This window comes from Bhargavaea cecembensis DSE10 (assembly GCF_000348905.1).
Taxonomy (GTDB): domain Bacteria; phylum Bacillota; class Bacilli; order Bacillales_A; family Planococcaceae; genus Bhargavaea; species Bhargavaea cecembensis.
Genome location: NZ_AOFT01000003.1, coordinates 77,329 through 102,593 on the forward strand (window position 1 = coordinate 77,329; position 25,265 = coordinate 102,593).

The following is a 25,265-nucleotide window of genomic DNA, read 5'->3' on the forward strand; positions in this document are numbered from 1 at the left end:
GTTTCGAATCGACGGATGCATGAAACCATGCCGTTGGTGGTAAAATGGAAAGATAAAGGAGGTGATTGTGCATGGTGAGACGGTTGTTCGGATTGATCCTCTTGGCCGTCCTGGTCTTTCTGGCCAGGCCGCTTTGGGAAGAGCCGCTGTCCCGCGTCGTCGACCTGTCGTTTCTCGACCGGGTAGACGAGCTTATTGCAGCCGTCGGCGGGCAGCCCGCCGTCGACCAGGCCCTCGGCAAGCTGAATGAAGGCGCCAATTCGCTTTACGCGAAGCTGGAGCAGTCCGTGAAGGACGAGCGCGCCCGCCAGACTTCCGGCGCGGAAGCGGAGAAGCCGGATTTGGAGCGGCCGGAATCCGTCCCGATCACCGTGCACAATATCGGGATCGGGGACACCCGGGAACTCGTCCAGACAGAGCTCGGTGAACCCGCCCGCTCCACGATGAACGAATACGGCGTCGAATGGCACGCCTACCATGACGGCTACCATAACTTCGCGATGGTGTCGTTTGACGGGGAAGGCCGCGTCAACGGGCTGTACACCAACCAGGACATCATCGCCTCCACGAGCGGAATCGCCTACGGCTCACAGAAAGCATCCGTCCGGGCGGAATACGGCCGCCCGCTCGACCGCATCGTCAAGGGGCGCAGTGCTTTCCTGATCCAGAGCAACGGCGAGTATGATGTATTCGAACTCGACAACAGCTACGTCACCATTTTCTATGACCTCCACCAAAACGACACCGTCACGGCCGTCCAGATCATTGAAAAGGAACTGGAGCATTCGCAAGATGCACTGTACGGTGCTGCCGATACGGACCTGAAAGAAGGCTTTGAGCGCCAGCTGTTCGACCTGACGAATGCCGCACGAGTGGCGCACGGCTACGGCGTCCTCGACTGGGACGGGCGCACCGCCTCCACTGCCGTCAGGCACAGCGAGGACATGGCGGTGAATGACTACTTCGCCCATGAAAACCAGCAGGGCCAGTCGCCGTTTGACCGCATGGCGGAAGACGGCATCCAGTTCCGCGGCGCCGGAGAGAACCTCGCCTACGGCCAGCCGAGCAGCATCTTCGCCCACGAAGGCCTCATGAACTCGCTCGGCCACCGGAAAAACATCCTGAATGAGGACTTCCGCATGCTCGGCGTGGGTGTCGCCTTCAACGAAGAAGACCAGCCATACTACACGGAGAACTTCCTGTTTAAATGAGTTTAAGGGCCCGCATGCTTTCAGCGTGCGGGCTTTTTTTGCGAATAAGTGCAATCGAGAGGCATTTCGAGGCACTCGCCCAGTTTTGCGCACCACTCGCCATCGATTTCTATGCACTCGGGATGATTTTCAGCGCACTCGCATAAAGAAGACCCGCTGTTTGGGCAGCGGGTCTTCCTCACTTCTTATTGAATGCCGCACACGCGATGCGGGCGCCCGATTTTCCTGCAGGGTCCGTCTTGTAGTCATCCGGCCCTTCATGGACGACGACTGCGCTGCCGTCTTCATCCAGCAAATAGCCAGGGTGGCCTTCCCTAAGGGAGATGTACTGGGAAACTGTCTCGAGGTCGACATTGCCATCCGCATCGACTTCGATGTTCGGCAGATCGCCGGCGTGGAAGCCTTTCGGGTTCTCAAAACCATGCTCCTTCTTTTCCGGATTCAAGTGGGCGCCGCTGGACTCGAAATCAGGCGGCGTGCACTCACCCTTTTCGTGGACATGGATCGCCTTGGTTCCGGGTTCGAGCCCCTCCGCGGTAATGCGGATGCCGGTCCCCTGCTTGTCACCCGTGAGGAGGATCGTTCCGACCGTCTCCCCTTCGGCATTAATCAGGTCCGATTCAATGGCGCTGGTCACCCCCTCGCTCATCACCGGAATCTTCTCTTCCTTCCCCATCTGCATCCCGCATCCGGAAAGGACCACAGCTGCTGCAGCCGCTCCGTATATCCATTTCTTCATTTCAATCATCCTCCTTCCTTTGGAGGATGGTCAAGGCGCGGAAAAGGTATTCATCGGTTGGGCACTGCGGCGACCGCGGCAGTCGAATTCCGGGGCATGGGGTGGAAGTTGGAGTATGGCGGCGCCATTTGGAGTATGGCGGCGTCATTCGGAGTATGGGACGCACGTTTGGAGTATGGCGGCGCCATTTGGAGTATGGGACACACTTTGGGAGTATGGCGGCACCATTTGGAGTATGAGTTGCACGTTTGGAGTATGGCAGCGCCATTCGGAGTATGGGGCGCACGTTTGGAGTATGGCGGCACCATTCGGAGTATGGGGCGCACGTTTGGAGTATCGCGGCACCATTCGGAGTATGGGACGCACGCTTGGAGTATGGCGGCGCCCTATGTGGTAAATCCGCACCCCATGTGGCAACTCCACGACCCATGCGGCAACTCCACGCCCCAAAATCAAAAAGCACCCGCCCCAAAAAGGGACAGGTGCTTCCAAAAGCTTATTCCGGTTCAACCATTGGCTTTTTGCGGAATTTCGCGAGGACTTCGTATACAATCGGCACGATGAGCAGCGTCAGCAGGGTGGAGCTGACGAGGCCGCCGATGACGGTGATGCCGAGTCCTTTGGAGATCATGCCGCCGCCCTCTGCTCCGATGGCGAGCGGGATCAGGGCGAAGACGGTTGCGAGCGCGGTCATCAGGATCGGGCGGAGACGGGTGGCGCCGGCTTCAAGCAGTGCCTGGCGCGTTGTTTCGCCTTCGTTTTCCTTGTGGATGACGCGGTCGATGAGAACGATTGCGTTGGTGACGACGATTCCGATCAGCATGAGCGCGCCGATCATGACGGACACCGAGATCGGTTCATCCGCGATCCACAGCGCCACGAAGCTTCCGATGAGCGCGAATGGCAGCGAGAACAGGATCGCGAATGGTGCCAGTGCGCCGCCAAATGTCACGACGAGGACAAAGTAGACGATCGCGATCGCCGCGAGCATGGCGAGGCCAAGCTGCGAGAACGACTCATTGATCTGTTCGGTGATGCCGCCGAATTCGACCGTAGCACCTGCCGGAAGATCCAATCCGTCCACTTCTTCCTGAACCTCGCGGGAGATCGCCGTGGAGTCCTTGCCGGTCACTTCCGCGGAGACGGTCGTGTACAGCTTGCCGTTCCGGCGGGTCACCGTCGTCGGTGCTTCGCCTTCCTCGACTTCGGCGATTTCGCCGAGCTGGACCGTACCGCCGAGCGCGGTCGGAATTTCGGTCGATTCAAGCGCATCGAACGTGCCGAATTCCTTTTCTTCAACGGCAACAAAGACATCGAGCGTGTCCCCCTCATGTTTCACGGAGGTGAGGGCCGCTCCCTGATTGCCTTCGTTCAGCGCCATGCCGATCTGTGCAGTGGTCAGGCCGAGTTCGGCAAGGCGCTGCTGGTCGGTGACGAAGGTGTACTGGTCGTACGCTTCCGTCAGGTCGCTTTCAACCGCTTCCAGGCCGTCCGTGTTGTTCAGGATTTTCTCAACCTGATCGGATGAGGCTTTCAGGTCGTCTTCGTTGTCCGCGTAGACGAACAGTTCGAAGCCGCCGCTCATGGACGTGAAATCCATCGAGCCCCATTCGCCTTTTCCGGATTCTTTATTTAGTGACTCCACGAGCTTTTTCGGCTCTTCCGAGAAGTTCTCGAAGTCGGAATCATACTCGATGAAGAACAGGGCAGAGTTGGCGCCGCCGCCCATCATCATGCCCATTCCGCCGGCTTCCTCGATGGAGAACTGGTAGGACGTGACGCCCTTCCGCTCTTCCAGGAGCTCTTCGGCGCGGGAGACGATTTCAAGCGTTTCTTCCTTCGGCTGGCCGGCCTCCGGATTGTAGGTCGCCATGACCACTTTCTGTTCTTCTTCAGGAATGAACGTGACACCGATCAGCGGAACGAGCAGGAAGCTCGCCGCCAGGAGCAGGACCGAGATTCCGGCCGTGATCCATTTATGATTGAGCGCCCATTCCAGGACACCCGCATACCACTGCGCGAGGCGTCCGGGCTTCTCGGTCTTGCGGGCGACGCCGGTCTTGCTGCCGTAAAGCTGCTTTTTGAACAGCGAGTGTGACAGCATCGGCACGACGGTGATCGCGACGAGAAGGGATGCAAGCAGCGCGAACACGACTGCCAGTGCGAACGGCAGGAACAGCTCGCCGACCTGGCCGGAGACGAGTGCGAGCGGCAGGAAGACTGCGATGGTTACGATCGTCGAGGACGCGATCGGGACAAACATTTCCTTCGTCGCCTCAAGGATCAGTTTCTTGCCTTTCAGCGGTTCATCCGGCAGGTGCATCCTGCGGTAGATGTTTTCGACGACGACAATCGAGTCGTCGATGACCCGCCCGATCGCGACGGTGAGCGCGCCGAGCGTCATGATGTTGAGCGTGATGTCCATCGAATTCAGGACAAGCAGCGCAATGAGAAGCGACAGCGGGATCGAAATGACCGCGATGAATGTAGTCTTGATGCTTCTCAGGAACAGCAGGATGATGATGATTGCAAACAGCGCACCGAACAATGCCTTCGACAGCATCGTTTCGACCGACTGTTCAATCGGCTCACCCTGGTCAAACGTGATGGCGATGTCGACACCATAATCTTCTTCAAGCTTTTTCGCTTCATCTTTGACTCCGTTGACGACATCGACCGTGTTGGCATCCGGGCTCTTGACGATTTGGACGCCGATCGAATCCTCCCCGTTCGTACGGGAGATCGACTCGGATTCGTTGATGACCTCAATTGTTGCCACATCCGAAAGTGCGACCGTCGGCAGGCCGGTCATGGCCGCCGGCGGCATGGCGCCTGCTCCCGGAGCGGCCTGGCCCGCATCGGCACCCTGTCCGGCCTGGGCAGCGCCGGCACCTGGCTGGCCGGCACCCTGCGAAGGCACTGCCGGAATCTGCAGGTTCTCGAGTGCTTCGAGGGAAGCAATCGATCCGTCGATGACGACGTTCTTCATGGAACCGTCAAGCTGGTTCAGCCCGAGCGGGAAGGCAATGTTGGAACCTTGGATGATGCCCGTGACCGTTTCGCGGTCAAGGCCCGCAGCGGCAAGCGCCTCGTCGTCAAAGTCGAGCTGGACTTCTTTCGACTTTTGCCCGCTTGCCTGGACGTTCCCGACCCCTTCGACTTCTTCCATCGCCGGGACGATGTCCTTGACGGCGATTTCCGTCAGTTCATCGAGGTCCTGGCCGTTGCCCGTGATGCTGAGGGCGACGACCGGGAAGGCATTGATGCTGATCCGGGAGATGGCCGGATCCTGTGCGTCATCCGGAAGCGAAACGTTTTTTAGGACGCCCTCCACTTCCGTGACCGCCCGGTCCATATCCTTCTCGAAGTCAAATTCGAGCTGGATGGATGAGATGTTTTCCATCGAGGACGAGAGAATCGACTTCACGCCCTCGACGTTCCTTAAACTCTGCTCAACCGGGACGGTGACCGAATCGGCGACCTCATCCGGGGATGCACCCGGATAAACGGTCATGACCGATACGACCGGTACCGTGATGTCCGGCATCGACTCCTGCTTCATGGTGGCAGCGGAATAGATCCCCGCCGCAATGGCCATGATCGTCAGAAGCCAGATGGCGAACTTATTGTTGATGGAAAAGTTGATGATCTTTTTCAAGCCTGCTTTCCTCCGTTCCTGTGACTGACCGGTCAGTTTACCTCTATTAGGATAAAGGAAACACCAGCCGGATACAATCATATGAGCCAGTTGTCACACTTTATCCATTTTTATTCTGCTATACTGGAGTCACTGACCGTCCGGTCAAAGGAGGACCAAGCCCATGAACGAAACCAAGAAGCGCATCATCGAGGCGGCAATCGCCCTTTTCACGGAAAAGGGGTTCCACGGCACCTCGATCCAGGAGATTGCCGCCCATGCCGGAATTTCAAAAGGCGCCTTCTATCTACACTTCAAATCAAAGGATGCTCTCCAAGTGGAGATCTTCAGGTATTACACCTCACTGATCCAGGAGGAAATGGAGAATGCCGTCGACCCCGCGCAGTCCGCCAAGGAGAACTTCCTGCGCCAGACCGAGGTCCAGATCTCCCAGATTCAGCGTCACACCGACTTTATCGCGATGGTTGTCCGTGACCAGGCCTACAGCCTGAATCCGGAACTGATCCGCTTTATCGAAGAACTCCGGGTGTCACAGGCCGAATGGTACCGGGAACAGCTTATCGCGATGTACGGCCAGGCGATCCGCCCATTTATCCACGACATCTCCGTCATCACGGAAGGCATCAAAAACAACTATATGCAGCAGTTCATCTCGAATCCCCAGGCCCTTTATCCGGAGGCGCTGGCGGAACTCATCGTCCGGATGACCGGCCAGGCGGCAGAGGAGTTTCTTGCCGGAACCTACCGGCCGCTTCTTGACGACGAGACGGTGCGGACACTGTTCTCCTTTTTCCCGGAAGGCGAGGAGGAGACGGATGCGGCAGGCGTCATTGATGTGATGCGCACCATCCTGTCCGGCCTGGCGCTTCCCCGCGCGACCGCCCAGTACCTGTCATCGAGCCTCGACTTTCTGGGGACACAGGCCGATGCAGGACCAAGTGCCGATGTCACCGCAATACGGGGCGTCCTCGCCGTTTTCCGTCCCTATCCGGAATTCGGGGACTGCCTACGCCGCCTGGAGGAGAAGTTCGGGACGGATCCGCATCTTTGACGGATCCCGGCGATGTGACCCATCCAATATAAAGCACCTGCCCATTTCCGGGCAGGTGCTTCTTTGTTGTTTCTCACCCGAACAGCAGCTGTTCGAGCTTCAGAGGTTCGATATATTCTCCGTCTTTGTAGACACGCATGTTGCCGCCGGAGATCTCATCGATCAGGAGGACCTCGCCGGTTTCTGCGTCGCGGCCGAATTCAAGCTTGATGTCATACAGCTCCAGGCCGCGTGCAGCGAGTTCGTCCTTCACGACTCCGGAGATCTGTTTGGTCAGTTCTTTAAGTGTGTCATACTCTCCGGCGTCCAGGATGCCGAGCCCAACAAGGGCATCTTTGCTGATCGGCGGGTCCTGGCGCTCGTCGTCCTTGATCGTCACTTCGACGAATGCGTCAAGCGGCTGTCCTTCTTCCGCATAGGCTCCGTAGCGGCGCAGGAAGCTTCCGACTGCGCGATAGCGGCAGATGACTTCCAGTCCCTTGCCGAACACGTCCGCCTTCCGGACGTTCATCGTCTGGCGGTCAACATCCGCTCCGATAAAGTGTGTCGGAATGCCGGCCTCTGCCAGCTTCCCGAAAAAGTATTCCGTCATGCGGAGGCCGGCGCGCCCGGCACCCTCTATTGTCAGGCCGACCGTGTTGGCGCCGGGGTCGAATACACCATCCTCCCCGGTCACGTCATCCTTGAACTTCAGCTGGATCGTCCCGTCCTCCAGCTCGTAGACATCCTTTGTCTTGCCTTCGTAAATCCGCTTCACACAGTCCACCTCTTTCGGCTGATCTGACACAATTATAACCGAAAGACGAACATTAATAAATGCTTACAAAGACATTTTACGTCTTTTCACTCTGCTGCCGTCTCTCCGGTCACCCGGTTCCGGCCCGTCCGCTTGGAATGGTACATCCGTTCATCAGCCCGGTTCAACAGTCGCTCCGGCGTGTCCCCCGGCAGCTCACCCGCAACACCGAAGCTTGCGGTCACGTTGCCGGCTTTCCCAAAATCATGGGAGCCGATCGCTTCCCGGAGGCGCTCCGCAAGTTCCATTGCACCCGGAATCTCCTCGTTCGTGATGATGATGAATTCCTCGCCGCCCCACCGGCCGAACAGATCGCCTGGCCCAAGTTCCGAACGGACGAGGTCGGCCATTTGCCGCAGCACATCGTCTCCGGTTTTATGGCCGTGCTCATCATTCACACGCTTGAAGTGGTCCATGTCAAAAAGGATGATCGAGAAATCGGTACCTTCCCGGTCCGCCTTTTCCACCTTTTCCGCCAGCCATTCGTCGATCCGGTATCGGTTCGCCGCCCCGGTGAGGGCATCGATATAGGCAAAGCGGGCAATCGCCCGCTGCTCAGCCCGCCTCCTGTAGAGGATATGTAAAAAATACGCCAGGAACGTGTAGACAAACAGGCTGACATACAGCGTGATCAGCGAATGAACCTGGCTGCTGGCAAGGCTGCCCCACACCGGGATGGCCGGCGCGATCATGAGGAGAAGGAGCGTAAAGCAGGCCATGACCGCCTGCTTCCGCTCGAGAATGAGAAAACTCAGGACAACGATAAACGGAACGTAAAGGATGAAATTCCCGAGCTGCAGCTGGCCCTGTTCCAGCATATGGACAAACAGCGAGCTTAGAATCGCAGCTAGCAGATAAACCAGCGAGACTCCGAGAATCAGGATTTCCGCCACAATAAGCGGCCATCGGGTCCAGAGAAGCCCCCAGCAGCCGATGATCGCAATCAGCAGGACAAACTTGATCAGCTGAACCAGACGGATATCCTCCGTAATCAGAAGATTCAGCGCGAGGGATGCAGCGATGATCGGCAGGACAAACAGGTAGACGCGCCGCTTCTGCTCCTCGAACTGCTTTTGGTCACTGCCCATCATGCTCCCTCCTTCCAAGTCGGGTTCCGCCTGTCTGTTCAGTCGTCCCCGCTCACCATCGTCCGTCCGGTCACCCGGTTTCGGCCGGCCTGCTTGGATTGATACATGCGCTCGTCCGCCCGGAGAACGACCGATTCCGCGGTATCGCCCGGCCGGTTGACGGACAGTCCGAAACTGGCGGTCACCCTGCCCGCAATCCCGAAGTCGTGTTCCCCCACCGCCTTGCGCAGCCGCTCCGCAAGCAGGAAGGACTCCTGCTCGCCCGTGTCGGTGAGGATAATGAACTCCTCCCCGCCCCAACGGCCAAACAGGTCGCCGTGGTCCAGTTCCCCCTGGACCACTTTCGCCAACTGCCGCAGAACATCATCACCCGTTTTGTGCCCATAGACGTCATTAATGTCCTTGAAATGATCAAGGTCGAAAAAGAGAACCGAAAAGAGTTGCCCGGTCTGCTCCCCCAGCTCGACCTTTTTCCTCAGCCAGTTGTCGATCCGGTGCCGGTTCGCAATCCCCGTAAGCGCGTCCATGTAGGCAAAGCGCAGCATGGCGTTTTGTTCGGCGCGCCTTCTGTACAGCTGGTGAAGGAAATAAGCAAGACCCGTATAGACCGCAATCCCCGTGTAAAACAGGATCAGTGACTCGACCTGCTCCGAATGAAGGTGCGGGAAGGCCGGCACAGACGGGATCAGCAGAACAACGAAAAGGGCCAAATTTGCGAGCAGGGCAGGAAGCCGGTCAAACAGCAGGAACATCAGCAGGGCGATCAGCGGCATCCAGATGATAAAGTCACCTAGCGAGGAATCCCCGTATTCCAGCATCTGCGTGTAGATTCCCTGAATCACCATCGTAAGCAGGTAGGCGCCGGCAAGGGCAAGCAGGAACCATTCAATGACACGCAACGAAAGTTTCGTCGACAGGAGGAGCCAGGCGAACAGCATGCCGACCAGCAAAATCAGGTTGATCATCAGGAGCAGCCCCTCATTCTCTGAAAGAAACAGACTTAATCCGAGCAAGCCCACCAGTACAGGCAGGACGATTTTATAAACGCGCCGCTTCATATCCGAAAACCGCTGCTGCTCAGTATCCATCCGCATCCCTCCTCCTGCAGGTTACTTTCCGTATTCCCCTTCATCCCGAAGAAAACGCGCTTCGGCGGAAATATCTTCAGGGGAGGGGATGGGCGAATGACGAAACCGGGGAGCCGTATGACGAAATTGGCGGAGTGAATGATGAGATTGAGGGCAGGGATGACGAAATAGAGCCACGCAAAGAAATGGACGCAAGGCCTGTTGGTCCTTGCGTCCATTTGTGGAGAAGTCCTCTGTTCTCTCCGAAACAGCCTGTGGATAAGCGGGTTATCCCCGGATCCCCGTGCAAAAGTCGGACTTTTCTGTGGAGGACGGGGATAAGCCCGATGATTTGTGTGCCCAGACCTCCGCTTAACGGTGGATAACTTTAGCGCCATCCGCTGATGCGCTCGGGTTCCGGGACGAATGCCGCGGACAGCGCACGCATCCTGGCTTTAAGCAGCTGCGTCCTGCCTTCGGGTGTTCGCGTGTAGATCAGCTCGGCCCGGCCGACACGCTTTTTCCATTCTTCCAGGAAAGTCTCCGCGGTCTCCTTTTTCCGTCCAAGTTCTTCAGGCACGGCATGGATGTCTAACCGCTTTCCGAATCCGCGGGATCGCCTCACGATCAGATAGCGCGGATTCTCAATCGGCCCGAGCAGTTCGGCGAGTGCGTTCATAAACCGGGTCTTTTCACGGGTCGTGCCCACCGTGAGCCAGCATGTGTAATAGCCCTGCCCGTCCATCGGTGACCCGGATGGCTCCCTCTTCTGCCGGCCCGTCCAGCATCCCGCTCCGGTGCATCGCGGTATAGAGCGCTTCGGCAATCTCCTTCAAACTCGACTCGACGGACGGATGCCGCATGTACAGCCTGCCCGCATGCCAGAATGACGGTGCGGCGACCGCAAGCCCGGCAAGCCCGCCCCAAAGGGTTGATTCGCCGAACGGCGTAACGGTCAGCCGGCGGATCCAGCCCCCCGCGTCCCATGCCGCTCCGGCGGCGGTAAATCCCGCCACATACAAAAGCCCCTTCAGCGTATTGTCGAGATAAAACGGTCTCGGAACCGATCGGCTCGGCAGGACCGCCTCCTCCACCATCCGGCTGCCGGAATCAACTGCCCGCATCCAGCGCTCCCCGAGGTTGTCCCTTGAACGGGCCCTTCGCTCCATTTCACCGTCCAGCCGATCGATCTCCTCCATTGAAAAAGGAGGCTCCCCGACTACTAGCCGGCCGATGCCCGTCTCAATCACATCCCGCTCCGCCCCCGGACCCGCAAGCGAGCGGAACCGGCGGACGAGCGAACGCCAGTCATCGCCGCCGTCCTCCGCGTCGCGGTCGACGGTGACGAGATGCCAGATTGACGCCGTCTTGTCCGGGTCTGCCGGATTGCGTCGGATCGCCCGGCCGCGCATCTGGTTGGACAGCATGTACGAACCGACACAGGACGCCATGACAAGCGAGTTCACACACGGTGCGTCCCAGCCCTCGCCGAGAAGCGCGGCCGTCCCGGTGAGCACGTCGATTTCCCCTTTTTCAAGAAGCTCAGTGACAGTAGCGACCATCCCCTGCCGGTTCGCATCATTCACGGGGATCCGCACGAACGACGGATCATGCGGGAGCGGAACCGCCCCTTCCAGCCTTGGTGAGGCCGTTGCCGGAACGACTGCAATCGATCCTGTGAGAATAGCCGGCCTAACCCGGCTTCCCAACTCCCGCCGCAGCATCTCGAACACCGGAACCGCGCCGATCCGGGTCAACGGCTTTTCATCGCCGGGCGCTGACGGCATGTCATCCGCCCGTATGTAATCGGTCAGGATGACCATGCGCAGCCGGTCACCCAAGATCTCTTTTTCAAGACGGACGGTTTCCGCAACCGCGTTGAGTTTCGATTGGCTCTGGACAAGCGCGCGGCTGATCGCCGGCGTGGACGTCAGGTAAACGGAGCGCCGGTGGATGGCCCCGATCCGGGACAGCCTTTTGCGCAGACGTTTAACCGTTTCCTTTTCTTCGTCCCCCAGCCTGAACAACAGCCCCGTCAGCAGCTCCTCCATCCAGCTCCGGTCAAGCGCCGGCATCGTCTCCTCCGGCATGCCGATCAGCAGCAGCGCCTCCCGGTATGCCTCCGAACCGCTTTCCTTCAGCACCATCAGCATCGCCGAAAATACCCCGGGCATCCCGAGGATCTCTTCGACATGGGCCTCCGTCTGAACAATCCACCGGTGCTGCTCGAGATAGCGGATGAATTCCCCGTCTTCCCGCAGCTCATCCAGGAATTCATCCGTCCGTTCCCGGAACGCCAAAATCTCCGAGAGCTCATCAGCCGACGGGACGGTGAAGCGGATATAATCCTGGTGCGGACACAAGTCGCCCGCCTTCACGAGCGAGGCGACCGGGATTTCGAGATCGATCGGTCCGCACAGCGAAACGTACCGCTGCCAGCCGGCAGGTGACTCGTCATAAGGAGGCGTCGCGGTCAGCGCAACAACCGCCGGGTTTCCCAGCCCCTCCTTGATGTCCATCATCGTCTTCCACCAGGAAGTCCGCAGGTGATGCGCCTCGTCCAACACAATCGTCCCGAAACCTTCGGCGAGCAGCGGCCCTTCCCCGCCGGATTTGAACAGCGCGTGAAGCGACTGATACGTGGTCACCGTCACAAATCCTGGCGACGAAAGATCGGACGACAGCCAGTCCGGCCGCACCCCCTCCAGGAACAGGTCGGTGAGCCGGTCTGCCCACTGCTCCCGAAGTGCAATCGTCGGCGCGACAATCAGCGTCCGCCTGCCGATCCGACGCATCACCTCCAGCCCCAGCACCGTCTTCCCCGAACCCGGCGGCGCGACCAGATGGAGATGCCCGTTTTCCAAGTGCTGATCAAGTTCCGACAACACCTCTTCTTGATAAGACCGCCAAGGATGGGGGAACTTCATTGCCACCGGAAACTCCTCCATCTGCTTGCCTCCTCCCGTCAACCACATCATTCTTCTCCTAATCCTATCAAACCCGCAGGGAGGTGTCCCTGCGGGTTTTAAATCCAATTTTCTTCAGTATAATAAATGGAATAGATAAAATTTGGAACTTGCGAGAAATAATTGATTTAGCCAGAGCGAATTCATTAATCTTCTAGAAAAAGGGGGCATTGTTAACATAGAACATAACAAAAAGACGGGTTGGACATATTATTGGTCATATACTTTAGTTGCTTTAGGTGCATTGGGAGTGGTTGCAATCTTGAACTTTTTCTTTGGCCCACAAATGTTTCTCCCTCAAACTGCATCATTTGTACTAGCACTTGCAATAACTCTCCCTATCAATGTGGCTATTAATATATATAGATATATAAGAAACAAAAAGGCTTCAACCAATGAGAAAAATTGATTTCGCATGTCCACCGCAGAGAAACTTCCCTGCGGGTTAAACAATTGATAGCTTCTTTCTAATGGGGAGCTCCAAAACACCATAAATGAAAGGGATCACTAAAAAGTAAAACATCGCATGAACGGAAGTTCCCTTTTGAATCAATATGAAGGGCACATAGAAAAGGATAAAACTTATCACCAGGTACATTCCGGCCGAATAAAGAAGATGTGTCTTGCCTGTACGTTTTTTAATGAAATCGACCAGATATGAAACCGGAATGCCCGGTGACATATATAACAATATGACCGGGTACATCATGCAAGTGTAATAAATAACCGTAATAAAATTCTCTACTGGAGGAAATAGAATGACAGCAAAATAAACGGCACCAAATATCGCTGTACATAAAAGGGTAACGAGTTTAGATTTAAAGGTTCTCATGAGTTCACCATCCTTAAAGCCGATCATAGGAAATTTATTGTTCCGTTAAAGGGACAAGGTATATAGAAATGGAACTAATATGATATCCGGCTGTAGTAAAGGAGAGAAGGCTATGGGTCTATCATTTATTGAACAGGTACATTACATTAGAATTCCTGTAAAAGATTTAGAACTGTCCGCACGATGGTATAGTGATGTATTAGGGCTTCAGTTACTAAACACTACGGATGAACGTGCAATTATAAAAGTAAATGAAGGACCTTTCCTCCTGATCATAGTTCCTACCGAAGATGAAACATATGCACACTTCACAATTGACCATGAACCAGAATTCAGCATCGGCTTTACAAGTCCGGAATTATCCAATTTCCATCAACACTTAATTGATCATCAAGTGAAGGTCGAGGATATTAAAGAAGATCACGGCCATGCCTTCTTCCACTTTTACGACCCAGATGGAAATAAACTTCAAGCACACTGGTAATGAGTCCAAGCCTGAGGAATAGGCGATAAACCCGCAGGAAGGAGTCCCTGCGGGTTTTACTCAGTTATCTTGGCTCCTCACTTCTTCAAACCAGGCATCAAAAATGTGGCTTGGAAGTAACTCTTCATCATTGGAATAAATGAGATCGTATTTGTACTTTGATGAGAGTTTGTTTTCCTTAACATCATAATGCAGTTTGATTTCTGTTGGACAGTCCATATTGTATTCCCGGCACAATTCATGAATCTTCTTTAAATCCTCTTTTCCGATCTTCAAAAGTAATCTTTGGCGTTCATCTGATACATCATAATGGATTACTTCTTTTCGACTTTGATTTTGTGAATAGTTCACCATCATGGGAATAGATTAAACCATATTTATATTGTCCTTTAAGTTGATTCTTCTTCACATCATAATCTAGTTTAATTTCCGTTGGCATTTCTCTATTATATTCTTCACATTTATTACGTATCTTTTTTAAAATCTCACGGCCGATTTTTCAGCATGGCCAACTGCCTTGTATCGGAAAAATCGTATTCGTGACTTTGCAGACCAGATTTTTGAACAGATGATTTAATTGATCCCTGTGAACAAACTGCCCGTTAATTTTATAGAAGACATCAAAGGCATACATGTTAGGTTCGTACGAGGCATAAACAAATAGTCGTTCTGCCTTATTATCCGCATACTCCAGACAAACGTCGACCATGTCTGTTTGTAATTCGGAAAGATGATCTTCAAATATGTTACTCACGACTTAGCCCTCCACTGGAATCAAAAATCTTCTTCCCAAGCTTCTTTTGCATCCATTAACCTTTGTAACAAGAATTCATAGAAGTTCTTCGCAGTATCGAAGTCATCCAGTCCACCTTGTCGATTCCATGCAATTACCGGACACTCACCGTTCTTCATTCTGCTTGTATCCAAACAATACGCGTATTCACCGATGTCATCGATCACAACTAAGTCATGATTCATTCCTATTTCCCTATAACTCTTTGTTGCATTTAGAACGGGAGCTATATTTGACTTAGCCACTCCTAAAATAGCAACACCAAACAAACCGCCTGATCCATGATTAGCTAAAAACCACTTATAACTTTTAGGCAATCGGATATCCAAAGTCTCTTGAATATATTCAATCTGCTTATCATTTACTCCGCCGGTAAAGTCATCATCGTCTATGTTTTTCTTAATAAAGTCGGATAATTCCTCTATATTCATTCCATCTGTCCCCCATAGCCATTCATTCCTCACTAACAGTGGAGAAAAAGGCGGACTCCACCTGTCGCACATAGATAACCTGAGTGCCCCCCACTGGAAAACGTTCTTGCAGGGTAGACTTATTTATTCTTCATGACTTTTCACTTCATTGAACCAGGCACCGAAGATATGATCAGGCAGTCGCTCATTATCATTTGAATAAACCAGCTCATAGTTATAACTGCCTTCCAGTTTGTTTTTCTTCACATCATAGTGCAACTTGATCTCCGTTGGCATGTCTCTACCAAATTCCTTACACTTAGCATGAATTTGTTTTAAGTTCTCATTTCCGTTGTGTAATAACGCCCTCTGCCGATCGAGTTCTACATCATACTGTTCATTTGAAACGGCATCGTTCAATTTGTTTTTCCGGACAGTCTTGCCATTGATCCTAAAGAAAACATCAAAAGAATACATTTCTGGCTCATAAGAACAGTAGATATATATGTCATCCGGTCGATTTTCAACATACTCCAGACATACAGCGACCATGTCTGTCCTGTATTTCAGCGAGATGATCTTCGAATTTCTTCACCCTGAACACACCCTCATCACAAAAAATGCATTACCCTCACCTTTAAGAGAAGACTTGGCTCTTCATTGGGCCTTTTCTTCCTGTCGTGCTGAATAATAGGCGAGAAACCCGCAGGGACGCTCCCGCGGGTTCCTTTTCGCTCAGTTTTCTTGGTTTTTCACTTCTTCAAACCATACATTAAAAATATCTGCAGGAAGTAACTCGTCATCATTTGAATAAACAAAATCGTATCGATAGTTACCTTCGAGTTTGTTTTGCTTTATATCATAATGTAATTTAAGTTCTGTCGGCATATCTCTATTAAATTCCTGACACTTATCATGAATTAATTCTAAGTTATCCATCCCTATCCTTGTTAATGCACTCATTCTTTCCCTTGAAATATCATACTCATGTGCTTTTGGGTTTTGAGATGATTCTACTGCCTCGTTTAATTGATGTTTACGTACTACCTTACCATTAATCCTATAGAAAACGTTAAATGCGTACATCTTAGGCTCATAAGAACCGTAAATATAGATGTCATCTGCTTTCCCCTCTACATACTCCAAACACACTGCAACCATATCGGTCTGTGCTTCAGAAAGGTAATCCTCAAATGTCTTGCCCAATAATATCTCTCCCAGAGCCATAATCCCTCTTCAACGTGATCCTAACTATCCCGTTTTATATAAGTTGTTTTACAAACGAACTGAAACTATCTGCAATCCAATAGGTATTCTCTTCATCCGTAGAATCATCAAATTGATAAGAGTCATCCCAGTAATAAACGCCCTCAAATTCGCCCTCGCAAATCAGAACAATGAACCCCTGCATCAAGTCGTCACCGATGATCATCGCATGTTCCAGTAAATCATCCTCAAACTTGTTCATCCAGGTTTCAATGTCAGATGTTCTACTACCAGTTTGTAACCCATACAACACGTCAACATGAATATATGCAGAGGTGTCCTTTATAAAAACTTTGTTTTCATCATTTTTTTCTATAACGCCACCATTGAATTCCTGCAAAAATTCCACATAATCATTTGGCAGTTTTACTTTATACTGTTCTTCAATTTCATTGATTTCCTGCAGCGTTGCACTACCGAACTTTTGAATAGTCATAATAATCTCCTTAATTTCGTTTTTTGAGAGCCATGCCGCCTCTATGGGTATATTCTTTGTGAATTTCCTTATTAATCTCTTGCATAGTTTTACCATCTTGATGATGGTGCCAAGTATTATTTTTCGCATCTCTAGGGCCATTTGGTGCCAACTCATCAGCTCTTTTGAAATCGGTATTATAGCTTTCAAATCTTCCTATATTAACCTCTTGCTTTACAAATCCAGCCTCTTTAAAGTCGGGAAATCCATTAGGATATCTAACAAAGTGGCCATCAGGATGCTGATAAATCCATGTTCCATTTTTATCAATATACACACGCCCACCTTTCTCAATCCACTTCCTTGGATTAGGTGAATTCTTGGGTTTTGTTAATAATTCCTCTTTGGATACAGCATCTGGTTGATCATATTTTTTCTCAATCTCTTTTATTTTTTCAGTCTTAGCAGCACTTTTTATACTTTTTGCTGCGCGTCCCATTCCATCTGCCGCATCGCTAATCCCCAAAAGTTCTCCACCCAATTTAATGCCTTTAAACAGCTTTCCTACAGGCAAAAGAGAAGCGCCTGCAAGAACTTTTTCTCCACTTGATGTTTTGGGATCTGCAAGAGTCTCTAAATCTTCAAGAAATAAAAAGTCCATAATGCCTTTCCCAACGCTCATCGCGCCTTCCCCGGCTTCTTCTAAGAATTGCCCGACGCTATTTTCTCTAATTGCCCCTTCATCTTTATCCGGTATCGATTCTGAAAGATCGTATGTATTTGTCTCACCTGCAATGGTCACAGGTACAGGATAGGAGTTTGCTCCGGATACCATGTTGGGACGATTCAATCCTGACATATTAGAAAGTCCATCAACAGATGCGTCGTGCGCAGTCAAGGAAAGTCGCAGCGGATGCCGGGCAGTGACCGTTTTCCATGAATCTGCAGGAAAATCTGCGCCTGTCAATCCCTCGGTCATCATACTCTCGACATCAATGATCCACTGCTCCATCTTCTTCAAATCCATGTCAACAGTAGACAAAGCAGCAGTCTGGCTTTGGTCGAATTCCATCAGTCCTCCAATAGTAGAGTCGCGCTGTCTCTCCGAGGATCTGACACCTTCCTGTACTTCACTGTCATCGAGATGAGGAAGAGAAACAATATCTGCAACACTGTCCATGATGCTGTTCGTCTCGTCTGTAAGGGTTCCTGTAATCCTTCGAATCTCCTCTAACCCTGCCTGGACTTCTCTTTCGAGAAATTCCTGCCTGATCTTTCCCATCCGGTCGGGCTCGAATGAATTCAGTGCTTCTCCGATACGCCGGAGAGTATCAGCGAAACGGCTTTTAAAACTTATAAAGAAATCCAACAGCGGCAAATGACATTCCTGGTAAAACGAGCGAATGGCATTACCGCCTTCTCCCTTTAAAGCATCTTCCAGCAAGACAAGTTCTTCCACCACCTGTTTAATTCCCTGTATCTCTTCTTCCAGGCGGTTCAGCTTCTCTATGTTCCGATGTAACCCCTCATGAAATTGCTGTACATCCAATACCTTCACTGATTCACACTCCCGGAAACGGAAATCTCTACTGCCACTAATTCTCTCAGAAATTCCCTGTTTCTCTAATCGGACAAAAGTCTGTATTCAATCTTGAGTAAATAGGAAAGCTGTTACGCCTTACTAGCTCTTAGTGCCCACGAGCCTTCTCAGAAATGACGCCCATAAAAACAAGGGCAGTCTTTGATTTCCAACACCTGTGGAGATCTTCTTCCCACTCCTATAAATCGGTTGTGGATATCCGGGTTATCCCCGGTTTCGATGTCAAAATCGGATTTTGGCTGTGGAATGTCGGGATAAGTCCGGGGATAAGGAAGGCTTCTGCTCCCTTTCGACCGTGGATAAGTCCTGACATCGGATATTAAGCCAATTTTGCCCTCCCCAGCCTTTGCCCTCATGATATATTAGAAGAATGAAATGACGGGGAGGGTCGGCCATGAAACGGTATATCGGGGATATCCTGCTTCTGATCACCGCAATCGTCTGGGGAAGCGGGTTTGTCATGACGGCGATTGCGCTCGAGCATCTGACGGCGTATGAAGTGATGGCGGGGCGGTTCCTCCTGGGCACGCTGATCATCACGGTCCTCTTCTACAAGAAGCTCCGGCTGATCTCGAAGTCGGTGCTTTGGAAAGGGGCGGTGCTCGGTACGATCCTGTTTGTGGCGTTCGCGCTGCAGACGGTCGGGCTTGAATATACGACGCCTTCCAAGAACGCGTTCTTGACGGCGGTGAACGTCGTGATCGTGCCGGTGATCGCATATCTCGTTTACCGGCGGCGGATCGACCGTCATGAGCTGATGGCCTCCGTCATTGCGCTCACCGGGATTGCGTTCCTGTCGCTGCAGGGCTCGTTCACCATCAATATCGGTGACCTGCTCACCCTGCTGTGCGCGGTCGGATTCGCATTCGATATCTTCTACACAAATATGTTTGTTAAAAAAGAGGACGCCCTGGTACTGACCATCGTCCAGTTTGCGACGGCGGCTCTGCTCAGCACGGTGGCGGTCCTTTTCCAGGGCGGCTTCCCGTCGAATCCGTCCAATGAAGCGATCTGGTCAGTCGTCTATCTTGCCGTCTTCTCGACGACGATCGCCTACGTCTGCCAGAATCTCGCGTTCCGATACACGACACCAACAAAGGCAGCCGTCATCCTGTCACTGGAATCGTTCTTCGGCTCGGTGCTGGCCGTCCTGTTCATCAACGACGTCATGACCGGCCGGATGGTGTTCGGCGCAGCGCTGATCCTGGTTGCCGTGCTCGTGGCGGAAGTCAAGCCGGCCTTCCGGCTGAAAAGCAGCGTTCGGACAGATCACTGATGGGAGGCGACCGCGGCCATGGACAGCATGCGCTATGGAGAAAAAACCGACAGCTTCTACAGGACCCTTGGCATCTATTTCATTCTATTCCTGGCCGTCTGGTCGTTCCGGGAAATCGTCCTTCCTCCGTATTTGAGCGGACTTCCGGAAACAGCGACAGCATTGGCAAAAGCGGCCCTCAAGATCATGGTCTGGATCGTTCCGGTCTGGCTGTTCATCAGGTTCCGCCTGAAAAGCGATCCGGCCGACTTTCTGAAGCTGACCGCCAATCTCCGGAAGGGGCTCCTTTGGGGCTTTGGTTTGTCCGCCCTGCTGGGACTCTGGTTCACCATCCAGGCGTATGTGTTGAACGGCGGAGGTTTTCATTTCAATGTCTCGTTCGATAGATTCCTTAACGTCTTTCTCCTAGTCGGCCTTACAGAGGAAATCGTCTTCCGTGGCCTGTTTCTCCAGGCATTGGCGAAACGGCTCTCCTTCTGGAAGGCGAATATGGCCGCGGCGCTTCTGTTTCTGGTCATCCACTATCCGATTTGGCTGTACCAGGGGACTTTCTTTAATTTGGGCAGTCATGCCTACGTCCTTTTCGTCGGTCTGGTGTTCGGATGGATCTTCAGAAAAACTGGTTCGCTCTGGTCCGTCATCATCCTTCACTCGTTTCACAACTTCTTTTTGATCATCATGTAAAAAAGCTCAGGGATGCGTCTCCGTCCCTGAGCTTTTTAATGTTTCCACCACCAGATAACCGTCGTCGTTCAATCTCGTGACGCTGCATGATTCAATCGTTTCAAACTCACGGATCCGCTCCTCGATCGTCTTCCCCGTTCCGTCCCCGAACAGGTCTTCCCGGTCATAGTGAGGGAAAATCCGCTTGTCAGTCAGGCCCAATGCCGAAAAGTCATCGATATTCCGTGCATTCAACTGCGGCGTAAAGTGATGGACGACCCTGATATCCGGGCCGAGAAGGACCGCCCCGGCACTGACACCTACGATGACCGTGCCCTTCTGAGCCAGTTCCGCAAGAACCCGGTCCGCCCCGCTTTTCTTCATTTGCTCCAACAGAAAGAAAGGATTGCCGCCATTGATATAGATGACGTCTTTCTGCAGAAGGATATCCGGTGATTCCGATTCGATATCCACCCAGTCCACCTTCCGGAAATCCATCTCCTCAAAGTCGCTTCCCGCTTTTTTCGCAAAGCGGTTTTGTTCTTTCTGGGGCGAGGCCGTCGTGATGATGGCGGCCTCCAAGGATTGGGGGTCCGCATCAAGCAAATCCAAAAACCGCCTCTTGATCTCATCTGTGTAGAAACCGTTTGACGTCAGCAGCAGTTTCAACGGACTCCCCCATTTCTCGATGTTTCTTTAATCCCATTATAACGGGTCTTCTCGGTCAATTTGCTGATGATCAATGCTATGAAACCACGTGCTACTTTACCTAATAGATTGAGGTTTTCATTTGAACTTCATTGTGTGTTGGATGAAGATGGAATCATAGAAAACACGAACGAACCTTTTTCCGGGGAGGATCAGCATGACCAGCAGATTATTAAACAGGTGGGTAAGTAATCCGAAAAGCGCCCGGCTCGGTTTTTGGGGGCTGCTGATGTTCAGTGTGCTGATCAACAGCATTACTCTGCAAGCTGACAACCAAGTTTTCATCCTGTATATCTTTACCGTGATTTTCTTGGGAATCGGCTATAGTGACAAGCCTAAACGGGTTCTGTTTATCCTCACCGCTCTGGTGGTCACCTGCAGGTATTTCCTCATCCCGGATGGGGGCTCTGGCTTACTCGCATACCTTCTTCATTTTCTGACCTATTATCTGATTACCCTCATCTCTGCAGGGCTGATCCGATACGCCCAGAGGGTGAGAGAAGACAATCTGGAACTGACCACGGCCCTGTCCAACGCGCTGGATTCCAGGGACCCTTATACGTTGAACCACTCCATGAATGTCGCGAAATATGCGCTTTTGATCGCTGAGCAAATGGAGCTATCCAAAGAAGAATGCGACATCATCCGGCAGGGTGCCTTGCTTCACGACATCGGAAAAATCGGTGTCCCCGAACAAATCCTCCTTAAAAAAGGCAGATTGACGGATGAGGAATATGAAATCATTCAATCCCACCCGACCATCGGCTATGACATGATCAAACACGTGGGCGAATTCTCTCAAAACGGTGTGCTTGATATTGTGCTGCACCACCATGAGCGCTTTGACGGGAAGGGATATCCAAAAAGGTTGAAAGGCCATGAGATTCCCCTGTTTGCCCGAATCGTCGCAGTGGCAGACACCTATGACGCCATGACTTCAAAGCGGGTATACCGTGATGCACTCGATCAGAACACCGCGTTAAATGAGATCCGGAAAGGCAAAGGAACACAATTCGATCCCGAGATTGCGGACGTGTTTGATGAAGTGATCCGGTCCGCTGGTCATAGAAAGTCGAACGCTTAGAATTCAACTAAGCGTTTTTATTTGCAGATAAAGAGAAAAAACGTCCGAATGACCGGACGCATTGCTTTTCTCGTTTAAGACGCCGCCCGCCGGAACGGCACACGCGGCAGGCGTGCCCGGATCCCCCGGCGCGGGCTGATGGTGACAACGTTCCCCGGTGCCACGTACTCACGGAGCGGCCCTTTATACACCGGCTCCAGCTGGCTCGACTGGGTGAAATGCCGGGCCTGCGCCCGCCAAGCCGGCTCGTCTGTGATTTTGATGCCCGCGGTTGCCAGCATCGCCACGACGAACTGTGAGCAGAAGTATGCCCGCTTGCGGCAGATTTCCCGGTTGAGGATGACGCCGATCAGACCGATGAAGTTGTACGTGTAGCGGTGGCGCTCCCGTTCGATCTCCAGGATGCGTCCGCGGATCCGCCGGTGCTCGTCCTCCGTCACGCGGAACCGGAACACGGCGCATTGCGCGTCTTTTAAAAGTCCTTCCCCCGCACGCTCCTTTACGAATCCGCCGGAAAACGGATTGCGCTGCTGCACGCGGCCGAAGCTGTACATCTCCTCAAGCTGCTCATCGAATGCGATCGAAACGTGGTTCAATGGGCAACCCGTATATCGGCGGATGATCTTAGACAGCACAGTCCCCGTATCGGTCAGTACGATGTAGATCTCCTTCACGATGATGTTCCCCCTGTTATCCGGCCCCGGCCCGCTTCGGAACGCCGGCCCGGCCTTGTCATTCGTTATCTTCATTGTGGACCGGACCCTCCTTTTCCAAAACGGCCTCCGGCGGGAATCCGTCTCAGTCTCCAGACCGATTCCGCTCCGGGACCGCCGATCCCGTTACTACACTATACGGTCGGGCAGCGCCGGACGTTTCAGGCTTACGCCCTATTCAGGAAAAAATTTACGGATGGTGGCGGAGCCGCTGTGAATGTTACGCAAATGCGCCTGATTGTTACGCAAACCATTTCCCACAAGACCGGCCGCTTTCTTCTTCCACCATACGCTCCAAATGTGAAAGTTCCCCTCATAAAATCATGAAGATTTTATTAAGATGAAACGTTCCGGTCCGCCGAAGCGTACAACAGCTATCAAGAAAATGGAGGGATTCATCATGCTGGTGACGACAACAAATTCTCTGGAAGGCAAGAAGATCGAGACGTATCACGGGATTGTGGTTGGAGAAGCGATCATGGGGGCGAACGTGGTGCGGGACATTTTCGCCTCTGTGACGGATGTGATCGGCGGCCGCAGTTCGGCTTATGAAAACAAGCTTGCGGAAGGCCGTGAGATTGCGCTCCGGGAAATGCAGGACCGTGCAAAGCGCCTCGGCGCAAACGCCATCATCGGCGTCGACCTTGATTTCGAAACGCTCCGTGAAGGCATGATGATGTGCGTCGCGACGGGTACGGCCGTCACCTATAGGGACTGATGGCGGACAAAAGCGTCCGGCTCCATCCGGTCGCCTCAGTTTCAGAGGAAATGGACGGATTCACTCCGGTCAGCATCGCCATCGGTGCAGACGGCGAGCTGTGCCTCCTTTTCACGAAGAAAATCCCCGCTCTCGCCGAGGAGATTTTTCCCCGGTCCGTCACCAGGAACCCGATTGCCTACAGGGCGGTCATTATCCGGAACGGCGCCAAAACGGTAACCGACTTTCCGCGGGAGAAGTGGAACTACCATTTCTTCGAAACGATCGATGATGGAAACCACCTTCTCCTGTGCGGCTCCCGCTCCTGCAATCACGGAGACGGCAACATCGAACGGAACGCCCGTGTCTACACGGCGGACGGACAGCTTGTCCGCCAGTTCTGCCTCGGCGACGGCATCGATCACCTGTCCGTTACACCGGACAACCACATCTGGTGCGGGTACTTCGATGAAGGCATCTTCGGCAACTACGGATGGGAAGACCCGCTCGGAAAGTCCGGCCTCGTCAAATGGAGTCCGGACGGCCGGATTGTATGGGAGTACCAAGGCACCGGTAACCGGTTCATCGCCGATTGCTATGCGATGACGACTGTCGGCAACGAGGCGGCATTCCACTACTACACGGACTTTGACGTTGGATTCGTCCAAGACGGGCAGACGGTCTACTATTCGACTGATATCGACGGAGCCTCTGCCATGGCCGCAACGGCAGACGGCAGCAGAATCCTATTTTATGAGGACAATCAATTCATCTTTACCGAACGAAAAGGCCGGCGCTATGTCCGGCGCGGCTGCCTCCGGTTCAAGAAGCCCAACGGAAAGAAACTCTCACCATTGCTGGTCGCCACGCGCGGCCCGCAGCTGCTCATGCTGGACGGGCCCGACCTTTATCTATATGACATGGGCGGCGCGTGATTCCATCCATTTCAGAAATCGGAAAATCAAAGATTCAATAAAACCATCTCTTTGTTTTACAGCCAAAGTCCCGGGGAATCTGAATACCGTAACTGGAATACTTCCACAAGGATGATAGCCGAAGGAGAGAGCCATGGAAACGATCAACGATTACATTGAATCCATATTTACCAATCCTGATTCACAACTGGATGACGTTCTTGCCTCCATCGAGGAAAACGATATGCGGCAGATTTCCGTCCCGCCCGCTTCGGGAAAACTGCTGACGATGCTTGCCACGATGTCCGGAGCCAGGCGTGTTCTGGAAATCGGCGCGCTCGGCGGCTACAGCGGCATCTGCCTTGCAAGGGGGATGGCCGAAGGCGGCACGCTCACTTCGCTCGAGCTGATCGAGGACTATGCCAATCTCGCCAAAAGCAATCTCACCAAAGCCGGCTTCGGCGACCGGGTCACTTACATGACGGGACCCGCTCTTGAAAGCCTGGAACAGCTGGCCGGCCGAGGCGAGACGTTCGACTTTTTCTTTATCGATGCCGATAAGGAAAACTACGAAAACTATCTCGAGGCCTGCATCCGGATCGCCGAAAGCGGCGCGCTGATTGTGTGTGACAATGTCCTCGCGCGCGGCACCGTCGCGGATGAATCCGCAGAGCCCACCCGGAATACTGAAATCATGAAAACCTTCAATAAGACGGTTGCGAACCATCCGAAGCTGGAGTCCCTGCTGATTCCGGTCGGTGACGGGCTTACGGTATCCATCGTAAAATAAGCACTAAAAATCCCCCTGAGCAGGATTCGGTCCTGCTCGGGGGG

General features: G+C 53.0%; 24 protein-coding genes. 9 read left to right on the forward strand and 15 right to left on the reverse strand.

The window, feature by feature from the left end:
- The first annotated feature begins 71 nt into the window (after positions 1–71).
- A complete protein-coding gene (locus C772_RS03835) occupies positions 72–1,211 on the forward strand; it encodes a CAP domain-containing protein (protein WP_008297574.1) in 1,140 nt (379 codons plus the stop codon).
- A 178-nt stretch (positions 1,212–1,389) separates the two neighbouring features.
- Here the strand turns inward: C772_RS03835 and C772_RS03840 are convergent, their stop codons facing one another.
- Positions 1,390–1,950 carry a superoxide dismutase family protein gene (locus tag C772_RS03840; protein ID WP_008297576.1) on the reverse strand — a complete coding sequence of 187 codons (561 nt, stop codon included), beginning with the start codon at positions 1,948–1,950 and terminating at the stop codon, positions 1,390–1,392.
- 496 nt (positions 1,951–2,446) lie between these two features.
- Complete coding sequence (locus C772_RS03845) at positions 2,447–5,608, reverse strand: efflux RND transporter permease subunit (RefSeq protein WP_008297577.1); 3,162 nt, start codon at positions 5,606–5,608, stop codon at positions 2,447–2,449.
- A 163-nt stretch (positions 5,609–5,771) separates the two neighbouring features.
- Here C772_RS03845 and C772_RS16010 point away from each other — a divergent pair, with 163 nt between their 5' ends.
- The gene (locus C772_RS16010) at positions 5,772–6,659 is read left to right on the forward strand and encodes a TetR/AcrR family transcriptional regulator (protein ID WP_008297578.1); all 888 of its coding nucleotides are present in this window, start codon (positions 5,772–5,774) and stop codon (positions 6,657–6,659) included.
- Positions 6,660–6,732: 73 nt separating this feature from the next.
- Here C772_RS16010 and C772_RS03855 read toward each other — a convergent pair whose 3' ends face one another.
- From C772_RS03855 to C772_RS03875, 5 genes are all read right to left on the reverse strand, one after another.
- Complete coding sequence (locus C772_RS03855) at positions 6,733–7,416, reverse strand: phosphoribosylaminoimidazolesuccinocarboxamide synthase (protein ID WP_008297579.1); 684 nt, start codon at positions 7,414–7,416, stop codon at positions 6,733–6,735.
- Between the two features lie 86 nt (positions 7,417–7,502).
- On the reverse strand, positions 7,503–8,543 hold the full coding sequence (locus tag C772_RS16015) for a GGDEF domain-containing protein (RefSeq protein WP_008297581.1): 1,041 nt from the start codon (positions 8,541–8,543) through the stop codon (positions 7,503–7,505).
- A 38-nt stretch (positions 8,544–8,581) separates the two neighbouring features.
- A complete protein-coding gene (locus C772_RS16020) occupies positions 8,582–9,631 on the reverse strand; it encodes a GGDEF domain-containing protein (protein ID WP_008297582.1) in 1,050 nt (349 codons plus the stop codon).
- A 367-nt stretch (positions 9,632–9,998) separates the two neighbouring features.
- Positions 9,999–10,355, reverse strand: a complete 357-nt coding sequence (locus tag C772_RS16025; protein ID WP_008297584.1) for a hypothetical protein — start codon at positions 10,353–10,355, stop codon at positions 9,999–10,001.
- Positions 10,303–12,558 (reverse strand): DEAD/DEAH box helicase family protein, encoded by a 2,256-nt coding sequence (locus tag C772_RS03875; RefSeq protein ID WP_008297585.1) that lies wholly within the window; start codon positions 12,556–12,558, stop codon positions 10,303–10,305. The genes C772_RS16025 and C772_RS03875 overlap by 53 nt, the downstream gene beginning before the upstream one ends.
- Positions 12,559–13,520: 962 nt before the next feature.
- On the opposite strand from C772_RS03875, the gene C772_RS03885 reads away from it, so the two are divergent.
- Positions 13,521–13,892, forward strand: a complete 372-nt coding sequence (locus C772_RS03885; protein ID WP_008297587.1) for a VOC family protein — start codon at positions 13,521–13,523, stop codon at positions 13,890–13,892.
- Positions 13,893–13,952: 60 nt separating this feature from the next.
- Here C772_RS03885 and C772_RS16495 read toward each other — a convergent pair whose 3' ends face one another.
- From C772_RS16495 to C772_RS16290, 6 genes are all read right to left on the reverse strand, one after another.
- Positions 13,953–14,249, reverse strand: coding sequence for a hypothetical protein (locus C772_RS16495; RefSeq protein WP_008297589.1), 297 nt, complete (start codon positions 14,247–14,249; stop codon positions 13,953–13,955).
- Positions 14,250–14,666: 417 nt separating this feature from the next.
- Positions 14,667–15,116 (reverse strand): SMI1/KNR4 family protein, encoded by a 450-nt coding sequence (locus C772_RS03900; RefSeq protein ID WP_008297591.1) that lies wholly within the window; start codon positions 15,114–15,116, stop codon positions 14,667–14,669.
- Between the two features lie 123 nt (positions 15,117–15,239).
- Positions 15,240–15,647: a hypothetical protein gene (locus C772_RS03905; RefSeq protein ID WP_008297592.1), complete on the reverse strand. Its 408-nt coding sequence runs from the start codon at positions 15,645–15,647 to the stop codon at positions 15,240–15,242.
- A gap of 183 nt (positions 15,648–15,830) precedes the next feature.
- Positions 15,831–16,322, reverse strand: a complete 492-nt coding sequence (locus tag C772_RS03910; RefSeq protein ID WP_008297593.1) for a hypothetical protein — start codon at positions 16,320–16,322, stop codon at positions 15,831–15,833.
- Between the two features lie 34 nt (positions 16,323–16,356).
- The gene (locus C772_RS03915; RefSeq protein ID WP_008297594.1) at positions 16,357–16,797 is read right to left on the reverse strand and encodes an SMI1/KNR4 family protein; all 441 of its coding nucleotides are present in this window, start codon (positions 16,795–16,797) and stop codon (positions 16,357–16,359) included.
- Between the two features lie 10 nt (positions 16,798–16,807).
- The gene (locus C772_RS16290) at positions 16,808–18,334 is read right to left on the reverse strand and encodes a T7SS effector LXG polymorphic toxin (protein ID WP_008297595.1); all 1,527 of its coding nucleotides are present in this window, start codon (positions 18,332–18,334) and stop codon (positions 16,808–16,810) included.
- Positions 18,335–18,770: 436 nt separating this feature from the next.
- On the opposite strand from C772_RS16290, the gene C772_RS03930 reads away from it, so the two are divergent.
- Complete coding sequence (locus C772_RS03930) at positions 18,771–19,652, forward strand: DMT family transporter (RefSeq protein ID WP_008297596.1); 882 nt, start codon at positions 18,771–18,773, stop codon at positions 19,650–19,652.
- Between the two features lie 18 nt (positions 19,653–19,670).
- Positions 19,671–20,336, forward strand: coding sequence for a CPBP family intramembrane glutamic endopeptidase (locus C772_RS03935; protein WP_008297597.1), 666 nt, complete (start codon positions 19,671–19,673; stop codon positions 20,334–20,336).
- Positions 20,337–20,342: 6 nt separating this feature from the next.
- Here the strand turns inward: C772_RS03935 and C772_RS03940 are convergent, their stop codons facing one another.
- Positions 20,343–20,984, reverse strand: a complete 642-nt coding sequence (locus C772_RS03940; RefSeq protein WP_008297599.1) for a Type 1 glutamine amidotransferase-like domain-containing protein — start codon at positions 20,982–20,984, stop codon at positions 20,343–20,345.
- Between the two features lie 196 nt (positions 20,985–21,180).
- On the opposite strand from C772_RS03940, the gene C772_RS03945 reads away from it, so the two are divergent.
- Positions 21,181–22,107 (forward strand): HD-GYP domain-containing protein, encoded by a 927-nt coding sequence (locus C772_RS03945; RefSeq protein ID WP_008297601.1) that lies wholly within the window; start codon positions 21,181–21,183, stop codon positions 22,105–22,107.
- 74 nt (positions 22,108–22,181) lie between these two features.
- Here the strand turns inward: C772_RS03945 and C772_RS03950 are convergent, their stop codons facing one another.
- Positions 22,182–22,856, reverse strand: coding sequence for a hypothetical protein (locus C772_RS03950; RefSeq protein ID WP_008297603.1), 675 nt, complete (start codon positions 22,854–22,856; stop codon positions 22,182–22,184).
- A gap of 364 nt (positions 22,857–23,220) precedes the next feature.
- Between C772_RS03950 and C772_RS03955 the strand changes: the two genes are divergently transcribed.
- The 3 genes from C772_RS03955 to C772_RS03965 all read left to right on the forward strand — a co-directional run bounded on the left by C772_RS03955 (position 23,221) and on the right by C772_RS03965 (position 25,221).
- Entirely contained in the window at positions 23,221–23,538 is a 318-nt protein-coding gene (locus C772_RS03955; RefSeq protein WP_008297605.1) for a YbjQ family protein, read from the forward strand.
- Positions 23,538–24,452 carry a hypothetical protein gene (locus C772_RS03960; RefSeq protein WP_008297607.1) on the forward strand — a complete coding sequence of 305 codons (915 nt, stop codon included), beginning with the start codon at positions 23,538–23,540 and terminating at the stop codon, positions 24,450–24,452. Before C772_RS03955 ends, C772_RS03960 begins: the two co-directional genes overlap by 1 nt.
- A 133-nt stretch (positions 24,453–24,585) precedes the next feature.
- Complete coding sequence (locus C772_RS03965; RefSeq protein ID WP_008297610.1) at positions 24,586–25,221, forward strand: O-methyltransferase; 636 nt, start codon at positions 24,586–24,588, stop codon at positions 25,219–25,221.
- Positions 25,222–25,265 lie beyond the last annotated feature (44 nt).